This window comes from Hyphomonas sp. (assembly GCF_037969335.1).
Classification (GTDB): Bacteria; Pseudomonadota; Alphaproteobacteria; order Caulobacterales; family Hyphomonadaceae; genus Hyphomonas.
This window is the reverse complement of the sequence record NZ_JBBKXE010000168.1, coordinates 1-23,485: the sequence shown is the minus strand read 5'-3', so window position 1 is coordinate 23,485 and position 23,485 is coordinate 1. Positions and strand designations below refer to the sequence as shown.

Annotated in this window: 21 protein-coding genes, 4 tRNA genes and 1 pseudogene; 14 read left to right on the top strand and 12 right to left on the bottom strand. The window is 61.3% G+C overall.

The genetic code is table 11. The features are described 5' to 3' along the window. Positions 1 to 1,449, top strand: a 1,449-nt coding sequence (locus tag AADA04_RS12550) for an efflux RND transporter permease subunit (protein WP_340693611.1), incomplete at its 5' end; no start/stop codon positions are given. 67 nt (positions 1,450 to 1,516) lie between these two features. Here the strand turns inward: AADA04_RS12550 and AADA04_RS12545 are convergent. The 4 genes from AADA04_RS12545 to tesB all read right to left on the bottom strand — a co-directional run bounded on the left by AADA04_RS12545 (position 1,517) and on the right by tesB (position 3,026). Further along, positions 1,517 to 1,593 (bottom strand) — tRNA-Arg (locus AADA04_RS12545). A 16-nt stretch (positions 1,594 to 1,609) separates the two neighbouring features. Next, entirely contained in the window at positions 1,610 to 1,918 is a 309-nt protein-coding gene (locus AADA04_RS12540) for an ETC complex I subunit (protein ID WP_340693610.1), read from the bottom strand. A gap of 30 nt (positions 1,919 to 1,948) precedes the next feature. Beyond that, positions 1,949 to 2,025, bottom strand: a tRNA-Pro gene (locus tag AADA04_RS12535). 128 nt (positions 2,026 to 2,153) lie between these two features. Beyond that, complete coding sequence (tesB, locus tag AADA04_RS12530) at positions 2,154 to 3,026, bottom strand: acyl-CoA thioesterase II (RefSeq protein ID WP_340693609.1); 873 nt, start codon at positions 3,024 to 3,026, stop codon at positions 2,154 to 2,156. A 143-nt stretch (positions 3,027 to 3,169) separates the two neighbouring features. On the opposite strand from tesB, the gene AADA04_RS12525 reads away from it, so the two are divergent. Beyond that, positions 3,170 to 4,993 carry a long-chain-acyl-CoA synthetase gene (locus AADA04_RS12525; RefSeq protein ID WP_340693608.1) on the top strand — a complete coding sequence of 608 codons (1,824 nt, stop codon included), beginning with the start codon at positions 3,170 to 3,172 and terminating at the stop codon, positions 4,991 to 4,993. Positions 4,994 to 4,999: 6 nt separating this feature from the next. Here the strand turns inward: AADA04_RS12525 and AADA04_RS12520 are convergent, their stop codons facing one another. The 3 genes from AADA04_RS12520 to proB are packed head-to-tail and all read right to left on the bottom strand — an operon-like array spanning position 5,000 to position 8,054. After that, the gene (locus AADA04_RS12520) at positions 5,000 to 6,466 is read right to left on the bottom strand and encodes a RimK family protein (RefSeq protein ID WP_340693607.1); all 1,467 of its coding nucleotides are present in this window, start codon (positions 6,464 to 6,466) and stop codon (positions 5,000 to 5,002) included. Further along, positions 6,463 to 6,942, bottom strand: a complete 480-nt coding sequence (locus AADA04_RS12515) for an N-acetyltransferase (protein ID WP_340693606.1) — start codon at positions 6,940 to 6,942, stop codon at positions 6,463 to 6,465. Before AADA04_RS12515 ends, AADA04_RS12520 begins: the two co-directional genes overlap by 4 nt. Next, positions 6,939 to 8,054, bottom strand: coding sequence for a glutamate 5-kinase (gene proB / locus AADA04_RS12510; RefSeq protein WP_340693605.1), 1,116 nt, complete (start codon positions 8,052 to 8,054; stop codon positions 6,939 to 6,941). The genes AADA04_RS12515 and proB overlap by 4 nt, the downstream gene beginning before the upstream one ends. An 89-nt stretch (positions 8,055 to 8,143) precedes the next feature. On the opposite strand from proB, the gene AADA04_RS12505 reads away from it, so the two are divergent. Beyond that, positions 8,144 to 8,374: a hypothetical protein gene (locus tag AADA04_RS12505; protein ID WP_340693604.1), complete on the top strand. Its 231-nt coding sequence runs from the start codon at positions 8,144 to 8,146 to the stop codon at positions 8,372 to 8,374. A 17-nt stretch (positions 8,375 to 8,391) separates the two neighbouring features. On the opposite strand, the gene obgE is transcribed toward AADA04_RS12505, so the two are convergent. The 4 genes from obgE to AADA04_RS12485 form a co-directional block, all read right to left on the bottom strand. Beyond that, a complete protein-coding gene (obgE, locus tag AADA04_RS12500; RefSeq protein ID WP_340693603.1) occupies positions 8,392 to 9,426 on the bottom strand; it encodes a GTPase ObgE in 1,035 nt (344 codons plus the stop codon). A 9-nt stretch (positions 9,427 to 9,435) separates the two neighbouring features. Next, positions 9,436 to 9,960, bottom strand: a complete 525-nt coding sequence (locus AADA04_RS12495; protein WP_340693602.1) for a GNAT family N-acetyltransferase — start codon at positions 9,958 to 9,960, stop codon at positions 9,436 to 9,438. Between the two features lie 126 nt (positions 9,961 to 10,086). Then, positions 10,087 to 10,356, bottom strand: coding sequence for a 50S ribosomal protein L27 (gene rpmA, locus AADA04_RS12490; protein ID WP_340693601.1), 270 nt, complete (start codon positions 10,354 to 10,356; stop codon positions 10,087 to 10,089). 38 nt (positions 10,357 to 10,394) lie between these two features. Continuing rightward, positions 10,395 to 11,072, bottom strand: a complete 678-nt coding sequence (locus AADA04_RS12485) for a 50S ribosomal protein L21 (protein WP_340693600.1) — start codon at positions 11,070 to 11,072, stop codon at positions 10,395 to 10,397. A 180-nt stretch (positions 11,073 to 11,252) separates the two neighbouring features. Between AADA04_RS12485 and AADA04_RS12480 the strand changes: the two genes are divergently transcribed. From AADA04_RS12480 to AADA04_RS12435, 10 genes are all read left to right on the top strand, one after another. Beyond that, positions 11,253 to 11,342, top strand: a tRNA-Ser gene (locus AADA04_RS12480). Positions 11,343 to 11,578: 236 nt separating this feature from the next. After that, on the top strand, positions 11,579 to 12,970 hold the full coding sequence (gene selA, locus AADA04_RS12475; protein ID WP_340693599.1) for an L-seryl-tRNA(Sec) selenium transferase: 1,392 nt from the start codon (positions 11,579 to 11,581) through the stop codon (positions 12,968 to 12,970). Then, positions 12,967 to 14,847, top strand: coding sequence for a selenocysteine-specific translation elongation factor (selB, locus tag AADA04_RS12470; RefSeq protein ID WP_340693598.1), 1,881 nt, complete (start codon positions 12,967 to 12,969; stop codon positions 14,845 to 14,847). Before selA ends, selB begins: the two co-directional genes overlap by 4 nt. Positions 14,848 to 14,882: 35 nt before the next feature. Then, positions 14,883 to 14,977: transfer RNA gene (locus AADA04_RS12465), tRNA-Sec, on the top strand. A gap of 71 nt (positions 14,978 to 15,048) precedes the next feature. Continuing rightward, entirely contained in the window at positions 15,049 to 16,638 is a 1,590-nt protein-coding gene (locus AADA04_RS12460) for a TlpA disulfide reductase family protein (RefSeq protein ID WP_340693597.1), read from the top strand. Positions 16,639 to 16,695: 57 nt separating this feature from the next. After that, positions 16,696 to 17,214, top strand: a complete 519-nt coding sequence (locus AADA04_RS12455; protein WP_340693596.1) for a UGSC family (seleno)protein — start codon at positions 16,696 to 16,698, stop codon at positions 17,212 to 17,214. 314 nt (positions 17,215 to 17,528) lie between these two features. Next, on the top strand, positions 17,529 to 19,928 hold the full coding sequence (locus tag AADA04_RS12450) for a glycoside hydrolase family 3 N-terminal domain-containing protein (RefSeq protein ID WP_340693595.1): 2,400 nt from the start codon (positions 17,529 to 17,531) through the stop codon (positions 19,926 to 19,928). 144 nt (positions 19,929 to 20,072) lie between these two features. Then, the gene (locus tag AADA04_RS12445; RefSeq protein ID WP_340693594.1) at positions 20,073 to 21,023 is read left to right on the top strand and encodes an SMP-30/gluconolactonase/LRE family protein; all 951 of its coding nucleotides are present in this window, start codon (positions 20,073 to 20,075) and stop codon (positions 21,021 to 21,023) included. Between the two features lie 5 nt (positions 21,024 to 21,028). Beyond that, positions 21,029 to 21,712, top strand: a complete 684-nt coding sequence (locus AADA04_RS12440; protein WP_340693593.1) for a hypothetical protein — start codon at positions 21,029 to 21,031, stop codon at positions 21,710 to 21,712. Between the two features lie 14 nt (positions 21,713 to 21,726). Beyond that, on the top strand, positions 21,727 to 22,371 hold the full coding sequence (locus tag AADA04_RS12435) for a hypothetical protein (protein WP_340693592.1): 645 nt from the start codon (positions 21,727 to 21,729) through the stop codon (positions 22,369 to 22,371). Here AADA04_RS12435 and AADA04_RS12430 read toward each other — a convergent pair. Beyond that, positions 22,368 to 22,880, bottom strand: coding sequence for a gluconokinase (locus tag AADA04_RS12430; protein WP_340693591.1), 513 nt, complete (start codon positions 22,878 to 22,880; stop codon positions 22,368 to 22,370). The genes AADA04_RS12435 and AADA04_RS12430 overlap by 4 nt on opposite strands. Positions 22,881 to 23,233: 353 nt before the next feature. On the opposite strand from AADA04_RS12430, the pseudogene AADA04_RS12425 reads away from it, so the two are divergent. Next, positions 23,234 to 23,485 (top strand): annotated as a pseudogene (locus AADA04_RS12425) (hypothetical protein); the annotation flags it as partial.

The following is a 23,485-nucleotide window of genomic DNA, read 5'->3' as shown; positions in this document are numbered from 1 at the left end:
GGCAGCTTCTTTATCAGCATCCGGGGCGAAGAAGGGGCATCCTTCGACTATATGTCCACCTATCTCGACGAGATCGAGCGCCGGCTGCTGCCCTATTCGGAGTCGGGCGAAGCGACGCGCCTGTTGCTGCGCTCGCCCGGGTTCGGGTCGTCGGGTTTCAATGAGGGGTTTGTCATTGTCGTCCTCGACGATTGGGCCAATCGTCGGTCGGCCGACGCGATCATCCAGGAAATCAATGGAAAACTCTCCGATCTTCCGGGCATCCGCGCCTTCGCGATCATGCGGCAGGGGCTGGGTGGCGGAAATGGAAAGCCCATCCAGTTCGTCATAGGTGGGCCCTCCTACGAAGACCTGACACAGTGGCGCGATACATTCGTCGCGGCGCTGGAAACTGACAATCCCGGTCTGGTCGATGTCGATTGGGACTATAAGGAAACGCAGCCGCAATTTAGGATTTCGATCGATTATGAGCGCGCCGCTGATCTCGGCGTGACCGTGTCTGAAGTTGGCACCACATTGCAGACCATGCTCGGCTCCCGGCGTGTCACGACCTATACGGACAATGGCGAAGAATATGACGTCATCCTCGAAGGCCTGCGGTCAGACCAGGACACGCCAATGGATATCCAGAACATCTATGTTCGGTCATCGCGTTCCGGCCAGCTCATCCCGCTATCCAGCCTCACGACGATCAGGTCGATTGCCGACAGTCCAAGCCTCAATCGCTACAATCGCGTCCGCTCGATCACCATCGAGGCGGGCCTGGCGCCCGGCGTGTCCCTCGGGACAGCCTTGAGCGGCATGGAGCGCGTGGCGCGCGAGGTCCTGCCCTCCGAAGCCCAGATCGACTTCAAAGGCCAGTCGCTCGACTTCAAATCGTCGGGCTCGTCTATCCTGTTTGTCTTCGCTATCGGTCTGGTCATCGTCTTCCTCGTTCTCGCGGCCCAGTTCGAAAGCTATCGGCACCCGATTGTCATCATGCTCTGCGTGCCCGCGACGATTGCCGGAGGCCTGCTCGGCCTTTGGTTGACCGGCAATACGATCAATATCTACACGCAGATCGGTCTGATCATGCTGGTCGGACTGGCGGCAAAAAATGGCATCCTGATCGTCGAATTTGCCAACCAGCTGCGCGACGAGGGCATGGAATTCGACGACGCCTTGCGCGAAGCATCCCTGGCGCGTTTCCGTCCCATCGTCATGACGGGGCTGACGACGGCGGCAGGCGCGCTTCCCCTGATCCTGTCAGAAGGGGCAGGGGCAGAAACCCGGCAGGCGATTGGTGTGGTGATATTGTTCGGCGTCATCACAGCTGTCTTCGTCACCGTCCTGTTCGTTCCGACAGCCTATGCGTTGTTCGCGCGCAAGTCGGGCTCACCCGGTGATGTCGCCCGCAAGCTCGAAAAAGAATCAGAAGAGGCAGACCTGGCCGGAGCGCCGGCGGAATAGGCGTGGCTTCGGGGGCGCATGCCTGCGTCGGCTGGTACTGAATGGGAATGTCTTGATCGGGTCTCTATGGTGACCCCTGCAGGACTTGAACCTGCAACCGTCGGATTAGAAGTCCGGTGCTCTATCCAGTTGAGCTAAGGGGCCACGTCAGTGACGCGCCTTAGTGCGTCCATGGTTGCTTGCGGTCAAACGCGAAATTTTCGCTGTATGATTTCACCAGGCGCTTGCGCTCGCGCGCTTCTTCGACGCGGAATGTCATGCCTTCGCGCTGGGCGTATTCAACAGCTTGTTCCTGCGTATCGAATTCCAGGCGGACCTGTCCGGACGTATCGTCAATACTGGTCCAGCCCATGACCGGGTCGGCGCTGCGCCGGGCATCCGGATTTACGAATTCGAGGATCCAGGCGTTGGTGTTGCCACGGCCAGACGTCATCGCGCTTTTATGGGGTTTGTAGATTCGCGCTTCCATCTGCCAGCCTCGTCTCTTCGAGAAAGTTTTTGGTCGGAGCGAGAGGATTCGAACCTCCGACCCTCTGGTCCCAAACCAGATGCGCTACCAGGCTGCGCTACGCTCCGGAGTCCCGTAATAATGGGAGTGCCGCCGGGCGCAAGCCCTTTTCAGCTGTTATTCGCAACAGATTTGCTGCGAACGCGAAAATCCCGCTCAAACAGGGCGTTATTCACAGGCACACCGGCTAAAAACCTCAGCTCTTCGGCTTTTTCCGGCGCATGAGGCCTTCCTGCGCTACGCTGGCGACCAGTTTGCCGTCTTGGTTGTAGATGCTTCCCCGGTTGAAGCTTCGTCCGCTGCCCGCAAATGGGCTATCCATCGCATACAGGTGCCAGTCGGAAAACTTGACCGGCGCGTGGAACCAGATCGCGTGATCCAGGCTCGCCGACATCAGTTTTGGATCGAACCATGTCAGGCCGTGGGGGCGATTGCCGGTGCCCAGCAGGCTCATGTCTGAGGCATAGGCCAGCAGGCACAGATGCAGCGCTGGGTCGTCGCCGACTTCGCGGGCGACCCGGAACCAGACCTGATGCACGTCGCTGGCTGGCTCGGGGTGGAACAGGTCCAGCGGCGTGACGTCACGCATTTCGATATCGCGCTCGCGTGTGAACTCATGGCGCAGGGCTTCAGGCACCTTCTCGGCGATTTCGACACGGCGCTCGCGCAGCCCTTTCAGGGCCTCGGGGGGCGGCACGTCCGGCATGTCGTGCTGGTGTTCCCAGCTTTCTTCGGGCACCTGGAAACTGGCGGCCAGGTTGAAAATCTGCTTGCCGTGCTGGATGGCGACCACGCGGCGAGTCGTGAAACTGCCGCCGTCGCGGGCATGGTCGACCTGGTAGATGATCGGCACTTTGGGGTCGCCCGGTCGGATAAAATAGGCATGAAGCGAGTGGCACACCCGGTCATCCGACACAGTCCGCTGGGCTGCCACCAGGGCCTGAGCGATCACCTGGCCGCCGAAGACACGCTGGTTTGCGCGCTCGTCCGGGCTTTGGCCACGGAACAGGTCATGCTCCAGGCGTTCAATGTCCAGCAATTCCAAAAGATTTCCGACAGGATCAGACATTGCGCACCCTCCGCTTCGCATTCGCAGCAACTACCAGAGACGCCACAACCTGCAAACCCGTCTTTGCGTTCCGGCTATCGAACGCCCTTTGACAATCCTGGCGATCCCGCGTTCACCTTGTCAGGCTGCGGTTTTCATAGGAAATGAACCGCCTGACCCAATCCGAGGATGTCTCCTACATGACTTTCGTCTCCATGCTCGCCCGCGAAATCAAATATTACCTCGCCGTTCGGGCGCTTACGAAATGGACCGGGGACATCAGCCCGGATTCCGAAAACCTCGTGGCGGACGATATCGAAGCAGTGGTCGACAGGCATGGCGCCAATGTCGCCTTCCGGTTCGAGGGCACGCTCACCACCTATGACGAGTTCGATGCCCGTGCCAATCGCATTGCCAATTGGGCACTGGAACAGGGGCTGGCAGCCGGAGATTGCGTCGCGCTGTTCATGGAGAACCGGCCCGACTATGTCGCCACCTGGTATGCCATGTCCAAGATCGGCGTCGTCGTGGCGCTTATCAATTCAAACCTCGAAGGCGACTCGCTTGCCCATTGCATCAATATTTCCGAAGCCAAATTCATCATCACGGGAACAGATCAGGATGATGTGATCCGCAGTTCGCAAGGACTGTTCACCGCGAATCCGCCTGTGTGGACGCTGGGCGGTGGCGAGGGTAATGATTTCGAATCGGCGCTGGCAGGCGTGCCAGCCATGCGGCCATCGCGCGACCATCGCGCCGCGCTACGTGGCCGCGATCTTTGCCTCTATGTGTACACGTCCGGCACGACCGGCCTACCTAAGGCCGCGAGGCTGACCAATGCCCGCACCCAGGGTATGATGTGCAGCTTCATCTCGCCGTGCCACATCACCGAGCGCGACCGTATTTATCTCACGCTCCCGCTCTATCATGGCACAGGCGGCCTCTGCGGCGTCGGCCAGGCGCTGATGACGGGAGCCTCGATCATCTTGCGTCGCAAGTTCTCGGCTAGTGCCTTTTGGGACGAGGCGACCGATGAGGGCGCCACGTCCATTGTCTATATTGGCGAACTTTGCCGCTATTTGCTGAACCAGCCGCCGCATCCGAAAGAGCGCGCGCACAAGATCCGGACCGGCTTCGGTAATGGCCTGCGCCCGGAAGTCTGGGCCGAGTTCCTCGAACGCTTCAATATTCCGCATCTCTGCGAGTTTTACGGCTCGACCGAGGGCAATGTCAGTTTCCTCAACTTTGACGGCAAGGTCGGCGCTGTCGGCCGTATTCCAGGGTGGCTCGAGAAGCAGTTTGCCAACATCGCATTCGTGAAGTTCGACATCGAGACCGAAGAACCTGTCCGCGATGCCGAAGGCTTCTGCATCCGCACGGACGTGGATGAGGCCGGGGAGGCGCTCGGACTGATTGGCGAAGACGTGCGCAACCGGTTCGAAGGTTATAATGACGAGCAGGCAACGAAGAAGAAAATCCTGCGCGACGTGTTTGAAAAGGGCGACATGTGGTTCCGCACCGGCGACCTGATGCGCAAGGACAAGGACGGCTATATCTATTTCGTCGACCGGATCGGCGACACGTTCCGCTGGAAAGGCGAGAATGTCTCAACCAACGAAGTCGGCGAGGCCCTGTCCGCCATGCCGGGAATTGCCACGGCCAATGTCTACGGCGTTCCAATACAAGGATATGATGGCAAGGCAGGCATGGCCGCCATCACAACTGACGGCGACGTCGACTATGACGGTCTCTACAAGGCGCTCGACGAGAAACTGCCGCCCTATGCCATCCCCGTGTTTATCCGTGTGCAGCGTGACGCCGAAACGACGGGCACGTTCAAGTATCGCAAGGTCGAACTGGTTAAGGAAGGTTACGACCTGGAGCAGGTGACAGACCCGATCTGGATGTATCATCCCGAGCGCAAGGAATACGTGCCGTTCACGCAGGACCGGTTTGACTCGCTGCGTTCAGGCGCGTTCAGGTTCTGACGCGTGTCAGGTGCGGCCCATGCGCTGTTCAAGGCGTGTGGAGAACCACGAGATGATGCGGCGCCAGATTTCGTCCTTCATCACCGCGCCCTCGACATCATGGTCGATGCTGGGATTGTCATTGATCTCGATGATCACGACGCCCTTGTCGGTTTCCTTCAGGTCCACGCCGTAGAGCCCGTCGCCGATCAGGCGCGCCGCGCGCACGGCCACATCAACAACATCCGGCGGCGCGTCTTCCACAGGCATCGTGGTGAAGCCGCCTTCAGTCGTCTTGCCGCCGGGGGCGTGCTTGACGATCTGCCAGTGACCGCGTGCCATGCGATACTGGCAGGCATAAAGCGGCTCGCCATTCAGCACGCCGATGCGCCAGTCAAACTTGGTCGGCATGAATTCCTGCGCGATGACCAGTGCCGTGTCATCGAACATGCCTTTCACAGCCGTCTTCAACTCGTCCAGTGATGTCGCCTTGACCATATGGTTGCCGAATGAGCCGTCCGGCGTTTTCAGGATCACCGGAGACCCCAATTGCTCGAACACGACGGCAAGGTCGGTTTTCTCGTCGAGAATTTCGGTCCGGGGAATCGGCAGGCCGGCCTTCTCGAGTATCTCTTTCAGGTAAACCTTGTTCGTGCACCGGATCATCGAGTGGGTGTCGTCAATGACCGGCATGCCTTCCTGCTCGGCGCGCCGCGCGAACCGATAGGTGAAATTATCGATCGATGTGGTCGCGCGAATGAACAGCGCATCGAATTCGGCAAGGCTCGTCAGGTCCGACGGCTCGATGATCTCGACTTCCACGCCCATCTTCGCTGCCACATCGGCCAGCCGCTTGATCGACGCCGGTTTCGACGGCGCATGTTGTTCCTTCGGATCGACCAGCACGGCGAGCGACCATTTGGCCGGGGCCTTGGTCTTCGGCGCGCTGATCCGGCCGCTCGTATAAGTCGCCATGGACTCAAGGAAGAAATCGCGCCGCGCATCCTTGAGCTTGTGCGGCGATACCATGCGTACGCGCGAAATGCCGCTGGGCGCACTATCATCGAAATCCACTTCCAGGGCAGGGGTCCGGAACCAGTCCGACACTTCCCGCGCCAGCCGCTCATAGCCGGGCACTTCGGATTTGGAGAACGCGATGAACAGGCTGTTGATTTCCGGCGCGCCCTTGGCCCGCGCCTCGCGCAACCGTTCGCCAAGGTCGGGCAGGGCGTGCGCATAGAGTCCCTTGGCCGAGAGTTCGACCATGGTCTGCACGCTCGGGCTCACCCTGTGACCGCGCGCTTCGCCGAGCAGCGACGCATAATAGCCTTCGGACTGGTAGGAATAGGAGCGCGACAGGTTGAGGATATAGGGCCGCCGGCCGGCAAACAGGGCCGGCTTGGAGATGTAGTCGCTCACCCGCAGCACTTTGTGGGGCGTCTCGGCCTGCGAAATATCGCTCGCCGATTCGACGAGTATGACCCAGTCGGTCATCGGCCTGAACTCACCGAACTGCCCAGGGGCTTCTCCATCCGCACTGCGGTCTCTCCATTCGGGTAATAGCCAGCGACGCGCGCAATTACGCGATATCCGCTGCGTTCGTAAAGCAGAATAGCATGCTGGTTCGATTCGCGCGCTTCCAGTCTCATTCGGTCACAATCCTTCTCGGCCGCGGCTGCCTCACCCGCTGCCATCAACTGCCGGGCGATGCCCTTGCCCCGCAGCTCGGGAGTCACTGACAGCGTGTAGAGACGCGCCACCCGGCTGCCCGTCCGGAACAGCAACACCGCTGCCCCGACAACGGTTCCGCCGGATACCGCAACATGCGCAACCGTATGGCCGTCCAGCAATCGCCGCCAGGTGCGCCGCGGGAACCGGTCTTCCTCGGGAAAGGCCTCTTCGAGGCGGACCAGATCATCGAGGTCACCGACTGATGCGGGCCGGATTTCCAACTGTCCGGCGTCACTCATACGCGCACCATGTCGTCCCGGTGGATCACGGCCGGACGGCCGCGATACCCGAGAACCGCTTCCACATCCTCGCTCTGGAGGCCGACAATGCGCAGGATATCGGCGGAGCCGTAGGAGGTGATGCCCTTGACGATAACGCCACCGCCATCCTGCCTTACCGCCACCGCAGCGCCCCGTTCGAACACCCCATCCACACCCGTCACGCCCACCGCCAAAAGGCTGGCGCCCCCCTGCAACGCCCGAGCCGCACCGGCATCCACCCGGATCGTGCCTTCAGGCTTCAAATGGCCCATCAACCACGCCTCGCGGGCCCGCCCAGGTGTAATGTCCGCGACGATCAGCGTCGCCAGCGCGCCATCCTCGATCGCCCGTAACGGGTGGTCCCGGTTGCCGCGCGTGATGATGGTTGAACACCCCGCCGCATGTGCGATCCGCGCCGCCGCCAGCTTGGTCACCATGCCGCCTGAGCCGACGCCAGCACTCGCGTTTGCCCCCGTCGCCATCGCGTCATGTTCGGCTGAAAGGGATTTCAAAACAGGGATGTGCGTCGCGTCAGGATTCGAATTCGGGTCGGCTGTGTAGAGCCCGTCAATGTCTGACAGCAGCACAAGAAGGTCCGCCCCCATCATCTGTGCCACCCGCGCCGCCAGCCGGTCATTGTCACCATACCGAATCTCGTCCGTTGCGACCGTGTCATTCTCGTTGATTACCGGAACGATACCCGCGTCCAGCAATGTATCCAGCGTGGCCCGCGCATTCAGCCAGCGCCGCCGGATCTCCGTGTCGCTGAGGGTCAGCAGCGCCTGTCCCACCGTGATGCCGTGCGGCGAAAACGCACCTGCCATCGCGGCCATGAGGCGCGGCTGGCCAATGGCGGCGGCCGCCTGCTTCTGGTCCAACCGGGCCGGGGAGGGCGAGCCGAGATCGACTCGGCCAAGCGCCACCGCGCCGGACGACACGAGAATCACCTGCTGGCCCCGCGCCCTCAGGTCCGCAATGTCCGAAGCGAGCCGTGCGAGCCATTCGGTCCGCGCGGCGCCGCCGTCTGCGATCAGCGCCGAGCCGGTCTTCACGACGATGCGCCTGGCTGTCTGGAATGGGCTGTCTGTCATGCGATGCCGCCAATCCTGTGCTGGCAATTTACGTCGCCTTGTGCTGTGTGGGCCGTCAATCCAGCCCCTTTTTCGACAAGGCCCGTTCCATGCCCCAATTCGACATGATCCAGATTTCGCCCGAAGCCGCCGCCGGTGCGGACATTCTTGAACACACGGCCGGCACGCCCGTGCGCGAAGGCGGCGGGGACGAGACGTATCGTTGTGGCGGCTGCAAGACCAAGCTCCTGGTCAATGTCGGGCACCATGACGCGCACGGTGTCGTCGTGAAATGCGGCAAGTGCGGGCGGCTGAATACAGAGCCGCACCATCATCACTAGCTGACCAGGCCTGCCAGTCAGGGCGCCCATGACTCGTCGTCCCCAGAGGCGTCGAGCTCGGCCTGCATGCCGAGTTGCTTCACGATCTCGAACAGGGCTTCACGCACGCCAACGCCGGTGGCGCCGGACATCAGCAACGGCTTGCCCTTGTAGGCCTTTTTCAATTGCTTGGCCTGTTCGGCGACCAGTTCCGGATTCAGCGCGTCGATCTTGTTGAGCGCGACGATTTCCGGACGTTCGGCCAGTTCCGGGCTGTAATCCTCAAGTTCCTTGCGGATGGTGCGATAGGCACCTGCCGGATCGTCCTGCGTGCAGTCGATCAGGTGCAGCAGCACCTTGCAGCGTTCGACGTGTCCCAGGAATCTGTGTCCCAGTCCCGCGCCCTCCGCCGCACCCTCGATCAGGCCGGGAATGTCGGCCAGTACGAACCGCGTGTTCGGGCCGAGATCGACGACACCCAGACCGGGGTCCAGAGTCGTGAACGGATAGTCGGCAATCTTCGGATTGGCGGCAGTGACAGCGCTCAGGAAGGTCGACTTGCCGGCATTCGGCAGGCCGACAAGGCCCGCATCAGCGATCAGCTTCAGGCGCAGCCAGAGCCAGCGCTCTACGCCTTCCACGCCGGCATTCGCCCGGCGCGGGGCCTGGTTGGTCGATGATTTGAATCGCAGATTGCCCCAGCCGCCATTGCCGCCGGTCGCCAGCAACACGCGTTGGCCCACTTCGGTCAGGTCGATGATCAGTGTTTCCTGGTCATCCTCGAATATCTGGGTGCCGACGGGCAATTTGAGCGTGACATCGTCGCCTTTGGCGCCGGTGCGCTGCTTGCCCATGCCATGGCCGCCGCGCTTGGCCTTGTGATGCTGCTGGTAGCGATAGTCGATCAGCGTGTTCAGGCCGTCCACGGCTTCCGCCCAGACATCACCACCACGGCCCCCGTCACCCCCGTCAGGGCCACCATATTCGACATACTTCTCACGTCGGAACGAGACACAGCCCGCGCCGCCGCCACCGGACTTGATATAGACTTTGGCTTGGTCAAGAAATTTCATCGGGTTCTCTTACGCGTTTCGCGCGATCCGCGCCATGTACAAGTGATCTACCATTTCGCCCCGGCCGAGGCAGAAAACCGGATTCCGTCCGGCATTCATGAAGCCCAGTTTCTGCAGCACGCGCCCCGAACCCGGGTTGTCCGCGAAATGACCAGACACAAAAGCCCGTTCGCCGCGCTGCTCCAGCCATTCCAGCAGGGCGCCGACCGCCTCCGTCATCAGGCCCTTGCCCCAGGCGTGCGGCGCCAGCCAGTACCCGACCTCGAAGGGCGACCTGGTGTCGCTGCGATTCGCGCCCGTCACGCCGACCAGCTGACCATCGAGTTCGATTGCCCGAACATGATCAGTATCCCGTGCGGCGCCAGCATCATGCCTGGCGATCCATGCCAGGGTTTGCGCCTTGGACTGGTTGGGTGCCACCTGTGCCAGCATCCTGTGCACACGCGGATCCTGGATGATGGCGGTGATTGGACCCGCATCCATGGGCCTTACCTGGCGAAGCAGCAGTCTCTCGGTCCTGATCTCTTCACTCATCGTCGCCTCCTCGGGGCAGGACAAGGTCAGGGGAGGGCAAAGAAAAAGGGGAAGCAGTGGCCTGCCTCCCCTTCGGAATGATCGACATACGATCCGGCCACGTTCCCGCGGCCGCGCTGTCAGCCGCTATTCTGCTGCGTTGGCGAGCGGTACAATATTCACATACATGCGGCCGCCAGTCTTCTTGGCGAACTCGATATTGCCTTCGGTCAGCGCATAGAGCGTGTGATCGCGGCCCATGCCGACGCCTTTGCCGGGATATTTCTGGGTGCCGCGCTGGCGCACGATGATATTGCCCGGAATGACATGCTCGCCGCCATATTTCTTGACGCCAAGGTATTTCGGGTTCGAGTCGCGACCGTTACGTGACGAGCCGCCTGATTTTTTATGAGCCATACTCTGCTCCTGTCCTGTCTGAAGGGCTTATAGCGCCCTTATGCGTCCTTGGCGAATTCTTCGGCTTGCTTGACCCACTCATCGCGGGTGATGCGGCCGGGGAAGCTCATTTCTTCTTCCAGTTCGGCGATCTGCTCTGCCTTCAGGGCAGCGACCTGCCAGAAGAAGTAGATGCCGGCTGCATTGAGTTTTTTCTCCAGCACGGGGCCAACGCCTGAAATCTTCTTCAGATTGTCGGCTTTGCCTTCGAGCTTTGCGATACGGCCGCGTGCGTCGACTTCCGGCTTGCCGGCTGGCGCGGCCTTGGGGGCCTCGGCAGCAGCGGTTTCAGCCTTGGGCGCCGCAGCTTCAGTTTTCGGTGCAGCGGCTTTCTTTGGCGCGGCTTTCTTGGCTGGCTTGGTGCCGTCAGCATTGATCGACGTGATCGTCACGGTCGTCAGGTGCTGTTTGTGGCCGATTGTACGGCGATATGTCTGGCGCTGGCGCTTCTTGCGCGTGATCAGCTTGGGACCGCGCATATGCTCGGAAACTTCGGCGGAAACGGTCGCGCCGGCCACGAGGGGGGCGCCAACTGTTACGGACTCACCGCTTCCCAGCATCAGGACGTTATCAAACGTCACGTCGTTACCGGCTTCAGCATCCAGCTTCTCGATGACGATCGAGTCGCCCTCGGAAACTTTGTACTGCTTACCACCTGTCTTGATGACCGCGAACATGGGTCTCATCCTTCCGGCATGAAATCGAAATGAAATATGCGCGAAACCGTCGCCGGTCCGCGCCTGAACCGGGGGTAAACACCAAAGCGGACCGGCTGTCAAATGTCATCTTCAGACGATTTCAGGTGCTTGAAATCCTCGCCCAGCCAGTATAGGTCACCACGCTTCCCACCGGGGCGCGGAGAGATGCTAGAGTGGTTGAATAGGCTAGTCTCGAAAACTAGTGAGCTCGCAAGGGTTCCCAGGGTTCGAATCCCTGTCTCTCCGCCAGCCCGTCTTCCGGGATTGGCTGATTTCCTGCAGCAACGAAAGGGTGATCTGTTCTCCGAATCTTGCGGCCGACACTCGCGAAACGCGACGATTCCCATCGTCTTAAGCCTGCGCGCCCGCGAATAGCGGACACCCGTTCGTTCCGGACCGTCAGCACCCTCTTTCGCACATGGCGTTTCGTCTTGAACAGTCTCAGTCCATGTCTACACTCGCACGAGGCAACAGGATCAGCGCACGTGGGACATCTTTTGAGACAATTGCCACAGATGCAGGCGCTTCTGGAAACAGCGCAGATCGGGGCGCTACTTCAGACTTACACGCGCCCGGAAGTGACCGGAGCCCTTCGCTCGACGCTTCAAACCCTGCGCGGCGCCATTCAGTCGGGCCAAAGGGATAGCCTGCCCGAATTCACGAGTGAAACTTTTGCCACCAGCTTGGCCAGTTACATCGAAGCGAAGCGTCAGCCGAACATGCGCTCGGTTATCAATGCGACAGGTATCATTATCCATACCAATCTCGGTCGCGCGCGCCTCGCGCCAGAAGCGCTTCGTGCGATGCACGCGGTCGGCGCAGACTACTCAAACCTTGAACTCGACCTCGAGACCGGAAAGCGTGGATCGCGCTATGCCCATGTCGAGGGCCTCATCTGCGACCTGACGGGCGCTGAAGCGGCCCTGGTGGTGAATAATTGTGCTGCGGCTGTCTTGCTCAGCCTCATGGCGACGGCCCAGGGCAAGAAAGTCATCGCGTCGCGTGGTGAACTGATCGAGATTGGCGGTTCTTTTCGCCTGCCAGACGTCATCGAACAAAGTGGGGCGATCCTCAAGGAAGTCGGCGCGACTAACAAAACGCGTACCTCAGACTATGAGCGCGCCATAGATGAGGAAACCGCTGTCCTTCTCAAAAGCCACACAAGCAACTTCCGCATCGTCGGTTTTACAACGGCGCCGAAGCGTGAGGACCTGGCCTCGCTTGCGCGCAAGTCAAACACGATCCTTATGGAAGACCTTGGTAGCGGTGTCCTGATCGACCTTTCAGCCTATGGCCTTCACGATGAACCTGTCGTTTCCGACATTCTGAAAGCAGGGGTCGATCTCGTCATGTTTTCTGGCGACAAACTGCTTGGCGGTCCCCAGGCGGGCATAATCGCCGGGCGTTCCGATATCGTCAGCCGTTTGAAATCTCATCCGCTCTGTCGGGCCGTGCGCATCGACAAGCTCTCGCTTGCGGCGCTCGAGGCGACGCTCCGGCTCTACCGGGAACCGCACGACCCTTTCCAAAGCGTGCCCGTCCTGCGGGCGATTGCACAAACTGTCGATGAAATTCGGGCCCGAGCGGAGAGGCTTGCCACGGCGCTCACCGCATCAGGTATAGAAGATGTGGTTGTCGCCAAAAGCGCTGCCTATGTCGGCGGTGGTTCGCTTCCCCAACAAGATCTGGAAAGCTATTCTGTTTCTGTCTCGACACCGCACAAAACCGCAGACTCACTCGTCGCAGCCTTGCGGGAGGCTGAGCGTCCAATCATCGGCCTCATAAGGGATGACCGCTTTGTCATGGACGCCCGCACCGTCACCGACGAAGATCTGCCCGCTATCATGGATGCATTTCGCGGCGTACTTGCCGGATGAAAACCTGTCCCGTCATCGTAATCGGGCATGTTGATCACGGAAAAACGTCACTGGTGCGTGCGCTTACAGGCATGGAGACCGACAGGCTACCAGAGGAAAAGGCGCGCGGGCTCTCCATCACGCCAGGCTTTGCTTACCGGCAGTGCGGCGATGTCATGATCGACTTCATCGACGCTCCCGGTCATGAAGACTTCGTTCGGGCCATGGTCTCCGGCGCATCTGGTGCCCGTGCAGCCCTCATTGTCATATCCGCAGTCGAGGGCGTCCAGGCACAAACCCTTGAGCACCTTCAAATTGCTGAATCCCTCGGCATCCATGAGGGCATTGTCGCCGTCACTCATGCGGACCGGCTTTCCAAAACTGAATACGCTGCCTGTGAAGCCGGGCTGCGCGCCGCACTGTCAGACACACGATTTCGCGATGCGCCATTCATCTTCTGCTCTTCGACGACCGGGGGAGGGATAGGCGCGCTTAGCGATGCATTGGAGCCTCTTGGCATTCGGTCAAACAGCAGAGCACCCGTTTCTGCCGCCTTCCTTCCAGTCGATCGCGTCTTCGTTTCAGAAGGGCATGGCACGGTTGTTACGGGGACACTGCATGGCGGATCGATAAATGTTGATGATGCCCTTGTCCTTGCCCCCCAAGGGCAATCCATAACCATCCGCGGGATACAAGTGCGCGGCCAGGCGTCATCCCAAGCCAATGCCGGCGAGCGTACTGCGCTGAACCTGCGAAGTATCCCCGTCAATCAAATCAAACCGGGTGACATCCTGCACACCCCGAATGCATTCGTCCCCTCCGCCCAATGTGATGTTTCAATCAGCCTGTCCCCGCGCGCCAGCCGCCCCATCAAGCACATGGAGCAGGTGCGGGTTTTATATGGCACCGCCCATGCTGTCGCGAGCGTCCGCCTCTATGACGGCAAGCAATTGAACCCTGGCACATCGGCCATTGCCCAGCTTCGCCTCCCTGCGGCCATCACCACATATGCGGGCCAGCATGCAATCATCCGCAGCCTTTCGCCAGCGGAGACCATCGGCGGAGCGATCATACTCGACCCCTTGGCGCCCGCGAAAAATGCCCAGAAAAAGCGACGGCTCGAAACCCTCAAATCAGCTTGGGGCGGCGACACCTCGGGTATCGCATCAGCGCTCGCCCGCGAACATCTGGGGATCGCGCGTATCGCAGACATCTGCCGCCTTGCCCGTAGCCCTGCTGCAAAAGTCCGCCCGGAATTGGGCGCGATGTTTGTGGACGTGACAGACACGCTTGTCGCGGTGTCATCCACTGTTGAAGAGGTCAAGGAAAGCTATGTCGCGCGCCTTCAATCCCATCATGAGGCGTGCCCTCTCAAGCCACTGATCCCGCGTGCTGACATGCGCGTCCCCCAGACGGCATGGGAACTGATCGCGTTTGTCGAGGCGCTGCTCGTCTCGGAAGGAAAGTTGGTTCTTTCCGGCCCGGACGTGGCCTTGCTCACGCACGCGCCCCGCAATCACCTGACAGCACAATTACAAGAACGCATGGCCAGCATAACCGCCAAATTGAAGGAATCGGCTCTTGCCCCTCCAGCGTCAGATTCACTTCTCGTCGATCCAGTCGACGCTGACCTGCTGGCCCTTCTCATTCACGAAGGAACGGCCATTCGCCTGAATAATGTCTCACTCAAGCAGTCTCTCGTGTTTCACTCCGACGCCATCGCTGCGGCCATCAGCACACTCAAGTCCAGCTATCCGGGGCAGACCGCCTTTTCGACGGGAGAGGCGCGCGCGACCCTGAAGACAACCCGCAAGTTTATCGTGCCGATCCTCGAGTATCTCGATTCGCGTGGCGCGACGGTCCGCATTGGCGACACGCGCTATATGGCTGACGATTGACGCGCGGCTGGCGGCCGCTACCGTCGGCTGCTCATGGAGGTGACTGGAGTCTGGTGGCTTCCCTGGTCTTCAAAACCATGGACGCGTCGTCGAGACGTGTGGTGGGTTCGATTCCCATCCACCTCCGCCAGCCCCGGCGTCACCCTAGACAAAACCCGTCTCGCCTCCCCAATATGAAATCAAACAGGCAGGAGAGAATTCATGGCGGACACCAAACCGAATTTCTCCCTGAAATCCCTTTCCGGCGACATCCATGCTTTCCCTGGCGACGGGCCGCATCTCGTCGTTTTCGTCAAGGAAGACTGCGAAACCTGCAATACGGCCGCGCCGGTCGTAGAGGCCTTCCACAAGGCGTACGGTGACAAGTTGCGCGTGCTGATGGTGGGGCAATCCGGGGCGGACAATGCGGTCCTCAAAGACCGCCATCATCTCACGCTTCCGATCCTGGATGATGCGACGTGCCAGGTTTCGTTCGACTGGGAAATCGAGATCGTTCCGTCCGTATTCTGGATAGACGCCGATGGTACAGTGCAGACCCATTTCGAGGGGTTCGTTCGCGAAGAGTGGGAGAAGCTGAGCGCAGATCTGTCCCAGATTCTGGATCTTCCTCAAGCCCAGATAGACTGGGAAAGCCTTCCGGCATGGCGTCCCGGTTGCGGATCCAAACATCTCTATCCTGAAATATACGACAAGCTCCGCGCCAGCGCGGAAGGGAGTAACATGCTCGCTCGCCGAATCGAGATCGCTCCGGCAGATGACGTCATAGAGTTCATGTTCGATCAGGGCTTTTCAGATGGCCTGCCGCTCGTGCCGCCAACACCTGAACGCGTTCTCCGAATGCTCGAAGGAACGCACCGCTCTGGGCAAGACCTCATTGCGACCGTTCCTCCCAATATGGGTGAAGCGACAGTGGAGAAGATTGCCATCAACGCGGTCATGGCTGGCTGCAAGCCGGAATACATGCCGGTTATCATCGCGGCACTGGAAGCCGTCTGCACAGACGCGTTCAATATTCACGGCGTGACGGCCACAACGATGGGCGCTGCGCCCGTGATCGTTGTGAATGGTCCCATTCGTGACCGGATCGGCATGAATAAGGGCCTCGGTGCGCTCGGGTCCGGCAACCGCGCCAACGCGACGATCGGCCGTGCCTTGCGCCTCATCGTCGGCAATGTCGGTGGCGGCAAGCCCGGCGGCGTCGAGCGCTCTACACTTGGCAATCCGATGAAGTACACGATGTGCTTCGCGGAAAACGAAGAACGCTCCCCATGGCCGCCGCTTCACGTTGAGCGCGGTTTCAGGAAAGAGGATTCGGTCGTCACGGTCTTCGCCATGACGGGCGGCCCCGTCCATATCGTTGACCAGGAATCGCGCCAGCCAGAACAGGTCGCCGGGTCTATCGGGTTGGGACTGGAAGGGGTGTTTCTGCCCAAATTGAGAAACCTGCCAATAGACGCACTTCTCGTTGTCTGCCCGGAGCACATCGACACGCTGATGAGTGAAGGAGATTACAGCAAGGATCGCCTACGCGCCCGGATCCAGGAAGTGACCCGGCGACCCTTGAGCGAGATGGTTGCCGACGACATGTCCGGCGCAGGCATCCCCAAGGCAACGGCTGAAAAAATGGGCGCAGCGAAACTCAAGACAGAAGTGCCGAAATTCGCGGGTCCGGAATATATCCATATTGTTGTTGCCGGCTCTGATGCGGGCAAGTTCAGTTCGGCCTTTCACGGGTGGGCGACCGGCGAAATCGGGTCGCAATCGGTGTCGCGCAAGGTCGATTTGGGCTAGAGACAAGTTCCCGAACAGGTATGATCAAAAAACAAGCGAACAGGAGAAGGTTGGACCATGACAACAATCCTCGACCCCACTGACGAACGAAAGCCGGTGGCACGTCAGATCACCGCGAGAACGGGAGCGCTCAAAGGCACCGTTGGCCTGCTCGACATCCGCAAGCCCCGGGGCAATGTCCTGCTTGATGAGCTTGAGCGCCAGCTCACAGCCGCAGAACCGGGCATTGTCGTGAAGCGCTATGCGAAGCCAACGTTCACCAAACCATGTCCTGATGACCTGCGGCGCGAAATCGCGAGCGAAGTGGACTATGTTATTGAGGCTTTGGCTGATTGAGGTTCCTGTACGACGTGCAGTCTGCACGACACAGTCTGGTTTGAAATCCAGGGAATCCCATCGGTCTCCATCGCTTCATCCGAGTTCGAGGAAGCTGCCAATTTCCAGCGCAGCGCTCTTGGTATGGAAGACGCTCGCTATGTCCTCGTCCCCCATCCCATTCAGGATGCCACGGATGATGAAATGCGAACCAAGGCAAAAGACGGACTCACCAGGATTATAGACGCGTTGACGAAGTAACCGAGGGAATCGTCAGGGGAACCAGGCTTGAGGCTGCAGGGCAGGGCGTTCAGCCTCAGGAACTGGCCTGGAACGCTCACTTCCCGTTCCGAAGGCGAGAACGGCCGATGCCGGATCTGGTTTAAACGGAAGCGCAACGCCGCGCGTCGCGAATGGCGCGACCTTCTCGAGGCGTGGCACCTGTTCGTCCGCGAGTAATGGCGGCGCGTCCGCATTGAACTGACTCCGCCCCGAGCACCAAATGTTTGACTCCGGATGCTTCTGATGCCAGCTTTGCTAGCGCTAACAAAAAAAGAATATCCGGGGAGGACGGGATGCAAAATCCCTGCAGGGCATCGCTCGGCAAACTGGCTAGCGCGTCAGGATTCGGAAAGGCAGCCATCGCGATCCTGTTGATCGCTGCTTCGGGCTGTGCGCTCGCGGACTCCCCTGCACCAAGGGCGGACGTGTTTGTCGAGACGGGCACGACCACGGCCGGTGAGGCGACGGCCAATGGCCTCCGCGGAACGGAGCGCGTCGATTTCATCCTTGGGCGGATGGCGATCGAAGAGAAGCTCGGGCAGTTGAACCAGATGGCGGGCGGACGCCAGATTGCGCTCAACTCCCGGATCACGGATGCGGAATACGACCGGGTGCGAGCGGGCGGCGTCTGCTCCTACCTGCATGTCGCCGGGGCGGAGTTCCTTGGCGGGATTCAGCGTGTTGCGGTCGAGGAGAGCCGGCATGGCATTCCGCTGCTGTTCGCGATGGACGTCGTGCATGGCTACCGCACGATCTTTCCCGTGCCGCTCGGCATCGCGGCGACATTCGACACCGCAGACGCGGAACGCGCTGCGCGCGTGGCGGCGGTGGAAGCGTCTGGCGCAGGACTGCACTGGACCTTTGCGCCGATGCTGGACATTGCGCGCGACGCCCGCTGGGGCTGCATTGTCGAAGGGGCGGGCGAAGAACCCTTCTTAGGATCGGCGATGGCGCGGGCCCAGGTGCGCGGATACCAGGGCGCAGACCTGACGCGGGCCGACACGATCATCGCCACCGCCAAGCATTTCGGTGCCTATGGCGCAGGGACGGGCGGATGCGACTATGACAGCGCCGATATTTCGGAACGGACGCTGATGGATGTCTACCTGCCGCCCTTCCATGCCGCCGCAGAGGAGGGCGCAGGAAGCTTCATGGTGGCCTTCAACGACATTGGCGGCGTGCCGACGACGGCGAACAAGGCGCTCGTGCACGATCTGCTCAGGGGCAAGTGGGATTATGACGGGCTTGTGGTCAGCGACTGGAACGCCGTGCTCGAGCTGGTCAATCATGGCGTTGCGGAAACGCGCGCCGGAGCAGGCGCGCTGGCGCTCCTCGCGAGTGTCGACATGGAGATGACCAGCGGCATTTATGCCGCCGACATGCTCGCCGCCGTGGAGGCCTCGCCCGCGCTGCAGGCAGCGCTGGATGCCTCGGCCCGGCGGGTCCTCATGGCCAAGGATCGCCTCGGCCTGTTCGATGACCCGTATGCTTATAGCGACCCGGCCCGGGAGGCGGCTGTCATGCTGACGCCGGACCACCGGGCGGCGGCGCGGCGTGTTGCGGAACGCTCGATGGTGCTGCTGCGCAATGATGCCGGGCTGCTGCCGCTCAAGCCGGAGCCGGGCAAGGTGGCGGTCATTGGCGCGCTGGCCGGTGATGCGCGCTCCATGATTGGTTCCTGGAAGGCGCAGGGGCGGGAAGAAGACGTCATCACGGTGGTCGACGCGCTGCGCACGCGGCTGGGCGAGGCGCACGTCGTCTATGAGCCCGGTGCAGGCACGCGTGATCCCGCCGATCCGGCGGCGATCGCGCGGGCAGTGGCGGCAGCCGAAGCGGCAGACGTCGTGATCCTTGTGACGGGTGAGGATTATAATTTGTCGGGCGAGGCGCGCTCGCGCTCCGATATAGGCCTGCCAGCGCCGCAGCAGGTTCTGGCCAAAGCTGTTCTGGCGACAGGCAAGCCGGTCGTCACAATCCTGATGACCGGGCGCCCGCTGGACCTCGGACCGCTGGACCGGGAAGGCGCTGCCATCCTGGTGGCCTGGTTCCCCGGAATCGAAGCGGGGCCAGCCGTTGCGAACGTGCTGTTCGGCGACGTGGCGCCGGCAGGGCGTCTGCCGGCATCCTTCCCGCGCCGGACCGGTCAGTCGCCCATTTTCATCGGGCACTATCCCACGGGACGGCCCGCGAATGAGGACCTGTCGAAGGATAGCGCGCGCTACATGGATATCCCCATCACGCCAGCCTATGCCTTCGGTCACGGCCTCAGCTATGCGGCCTTCGAATATGACAATCTGCAGCTGTCGGCTGAAACGCTCGCGCCCGGCGGCACGCTGACGATCAGCGCCGACATTACGAACACGTCGCAGGCCGATGCCGATGAAGTGGTGCAGCTCTATGTGCGCGATCCGGTTGCACAGGTCGCAAGGCCGCAACAGGAGCTGCGCGGCTTTGCGCGAGTATCGATTGAAGCGGGGAAAACGAAGCGTGTGGCGTTCACGTTGCGGCCCGAACAGTTCGCCTATTTTGCGCCCTCCGGCCAGTTTGAAGCGGATGCGGGGCGAATTGATTTCGGCATTGGCGCCGGATCAGCCGACATTCGCCTGACAGGGCAGTTCCGAATAACGGCGCCGCTGATTGCAGACGGCCCGGCGGCTGCGTTGGCAACGCCTGTTTCGATTATGGAGGAGTGAATGGAGTGTTTTCGGCACGTGTCCGGGGCGATTGTCCTTGCCGGACTGATAGTGACGGCCGGCTGACAGCCGGCGGGGCCGGACCCGGCTTCGCCACGGCCTCAGGCAAGTCTCGCCCCTGAACAACCCGAGGGGGCCGGGATCGTGGTGCTCGACAACGGCCTTGCAACCGAGGTGTTCGCCGAGGGGGCGCAGGTCGAGAAACTGACGGAGGACCTGTTCGGCTGGTCCGAGGGGCCGGTCTGGATTCGCGACGGCGGATACCTCCTGTTTACGGATGTGCCCGGGAATACGATCCACAAATGGAGTGACGAAACCGGTCTGGAAACATTCCTCCAGCCGTCGGGTCTTGTCGGCGAGGATACTGAAGGCGTGTTCCGGGAGCCCGGCGCCAACGGCCTGATCCCCGGCGACAGGCCTGGCACGATCCTGTTGGCGGACCATGGCAACCGGGCGATCGCCCGGCTCGACCTCGAGACGAAAGAGAAGACCTTCCTGGCAACACATTTCAACGGCAAGCGCTTCTCAAGCCCCAATGATCTCGTGCTGGCGGAAGAGGGCGCGATCTATTTCACCGATCCCCCTTATGGCCTCAGGGAACTCGATGCCTCGCCGTTCAGGGAGATGGATTTCAACGGCGTCTACCTCAGGCGGCCGGATGAAGAGGGCGGCTCGGTCCATGTGATCGATGACAGCCTGACACGGCCAAACGGCATCGTACGCTCGCCGGATGGCGGAACGCTCTATGTGACCGTGTCTGATCCGGAAGCGGCGCGTGTCTACGCCTATACGCTTGGAGCGGATGGGCTCGCCATTGAGCGGCGCGTGTTTGCCGACCTGACAGCAATGGTCGGGCAGGACTATCCGGGCCTGCCGGACGGGATGGCGGTTGACGCCGACGGACGCCTCTATGTGACCGGGCCCGGCGGTGTGCATGTATTCCTGCCGGATGGCACGCCGGTCGCGCGGATCGTGACGGGAACCCCGGTGGCAAACTGTGCCTTCGGTGAGGACGGTCACACGCTTTACCTGACATCGGCATCTTTCCTCGCGCGCGTGCGGCTGAAGGCCACCGGTCTCGGCTTCCAGGACTGATTGCGGTGGGGGAGTCCGCTTACGCCCTGATCATTGTCGCCGCGAGCATAGCAGCGCTTCTTGGATTGATCCTGCGTGCGCGCATTCCGGCATTCCTGGCCTTGCTTCTCGTCAGTGCAGGATTTGGCATCGTCTACGGCATGGACCCGGCGGCGATCATCCGCTCGATTCAGACCGGCATGGGCGGCACCTTGGGCTTCGTCGCCGTCGTGGTGGGGCTCGGCGCAATGCTGGGCGCGCTGCTTGAAGTCTCGGGTGGCGTGCGCGCCCTGTCCTCGGGCATGCTGAACGCATTCGGCGAAAAGCGTGCGCCGCTGGCACTAGGGTTTGTCGGCTTCGTGGTCGCCATTCCCGTATTCCTCGATGTCGCGCTGATCATTCTCGCGCCGGTGCTCTATGGCCTGACGCGCCGGACCGGTCGTCCGATTGTGGTGTTTGCGATTCCCCTGCTCGCGGGTCTTGCCGTGTCACATGCTTTCATCCCGCCGACGCCGGGTCCGATAGCGGTGGCCGATATTCTCGGCGCGGACCTTGGGCTGGTGATCGCGTTCGGGGCGCTCGCAGGGCTGCCAGCAATGCTGGTGGCCGGGCCCCTGTTCGCGCGCTGGCTGGAGCGGCAACCGGCATTTCAGGGCGGGATTCCGGAGGGGCAGGATGCCGAGGCGGTCAGCGGGGGTATAGGCTCCTGACCGCGCTGGGCATCGTGCTGGTGCCGCTTGTGCTGATAATTACGGGGACGCTTGTGGACTCCCTGGGCAAGGCAGGCATGCTGGAATTACCTGCGGTCGTTACGCGCTTCATCATGTTTGCCGGGCATCCGTTCATTGCACTGATGATCGCGTGTCTTCTGGCATGGGGTATATGCGGCATGCCCGCAAAAATACTCACAGCGGCGATGGTGAAGGCACTGGAGCCTGCAGGTGTCGTCGTATTGATCACCGGGGCCGGCGGGGCCTTCAAACAGATCCTCGTGGATTCGGAAGCGGGTGCGGCGCTGGCGGAGACGCTGACAGCCACCGGCATGTCGCCCTTGCTGTTTGGCTTTGCCGTGGCTGCGATGATCCGGGTGGCGCAAGGTTCGGCGACCGTTGCCATGCTGACGGCGGCAGGGATCGCGGCGCCTTTCGTGGAACTGGCGGGGCTCAGTCCGGGCGGCACGGCGCTGATGGTATTGGCGATTGCATCCGGGGCAACGGTGCTCAGCCACGTCAATGATAGCGGGTTCTGGCTCGTCAGTCGGTATCTGGGCCTGTCAGAAGCGCAAACACTGCGCAGCTGGACCGTGACGGCAACATTGGTCGGGCTTGTCGGGCTCGCGACGGCGCTGATCTTGTCGCGTTTCGTCTAGGAGACGCTGGCAAGGGCCGCGAGTGCGAGCCGAAGCTGCTGCTCGGTTGGCAGGGCAATGTCGATGCGGGTGGCATCGTCCGGCGGTTCGAGGGTGTCAATCTGGCTGCCGAGCAGGGCAGGGTCGAAGAAGTGGCCGCGACGCGCGACGAGACGTTCCTGCAGCAGGGCAGCCGGTCCGTCGAGCAGGATGTAAGCCGGTGCGATGCTGAGGCCGTCCGCAATCCAGTCGCGCACCACGGCGTTCAGGGCAGAGCAGGAAACAATGCAGGGCGCTCTGCGCATGCGGACGAATTCGGTGAGGGCCGCGACCCAGTCCCGGCGGTCAGAATTGTCCAGCGGCTGTCCGGCGGCCATCTTTGCCGTATTCGCCGCGCTGTGGAAGTCGTCACCTTCGATGAAGGCCCAGCCGAGTCGCGTCGCGAGCGCGCGGCCAAGCGTACTCTTGCCGCTGCCGGACACGCCCATCACGACGGCTACTGGGGAGAGTTCGCGTAAAGACTCAGGCATGCGTCCCGCGTTGAGTTGGCTGGTTAGAGCAAAGAATAGCCCGGTGATGCGGAGGTGACCAGACGCCGTCGGCCATCATTGGAAGGGTAAAGTCAGAGCGACCGGAATTAGGTCGGCGCATTTCCGGCGTCTTACTCTCCGGAATGGAAGACAAGTCGATGGGCTGGGTCCAAGCTTGCCCAAGCGAGTCCACTCCCGGGCCTTGTCAAAGGAAACGATATTGCTAGTACCCATGGGCGGATCGTTTCCACTCGCTGGTCTTCGCGCTGTTGCTGCCACAGGCCTGTGCACCCGAAACACGGGTGACGGGTCAAGAAGAGACCGCCTGATTTGACTCCGTTGATAATGCCCACATGAGACTTGGCGGATTCCATACCGGGCCGCCAGCAGCGCTTGCGCGGTGGATCAATGCGCCGCGGAGTTTGACCGACGGACCGATCGTGCCGGCGCTCCTGGTGTTTTCGATGCCCCTGCTGATGACCAATTTCCTGCATTCGATTGCTGGAACCTGGGCTGCGATCTGGGTCAGTCGTGTGCTGGGGGAGGGGGCGCTGGTGGCTGTCGTAAACACCAATGTCTTCTTCTTCATGATGATGGGGATGATC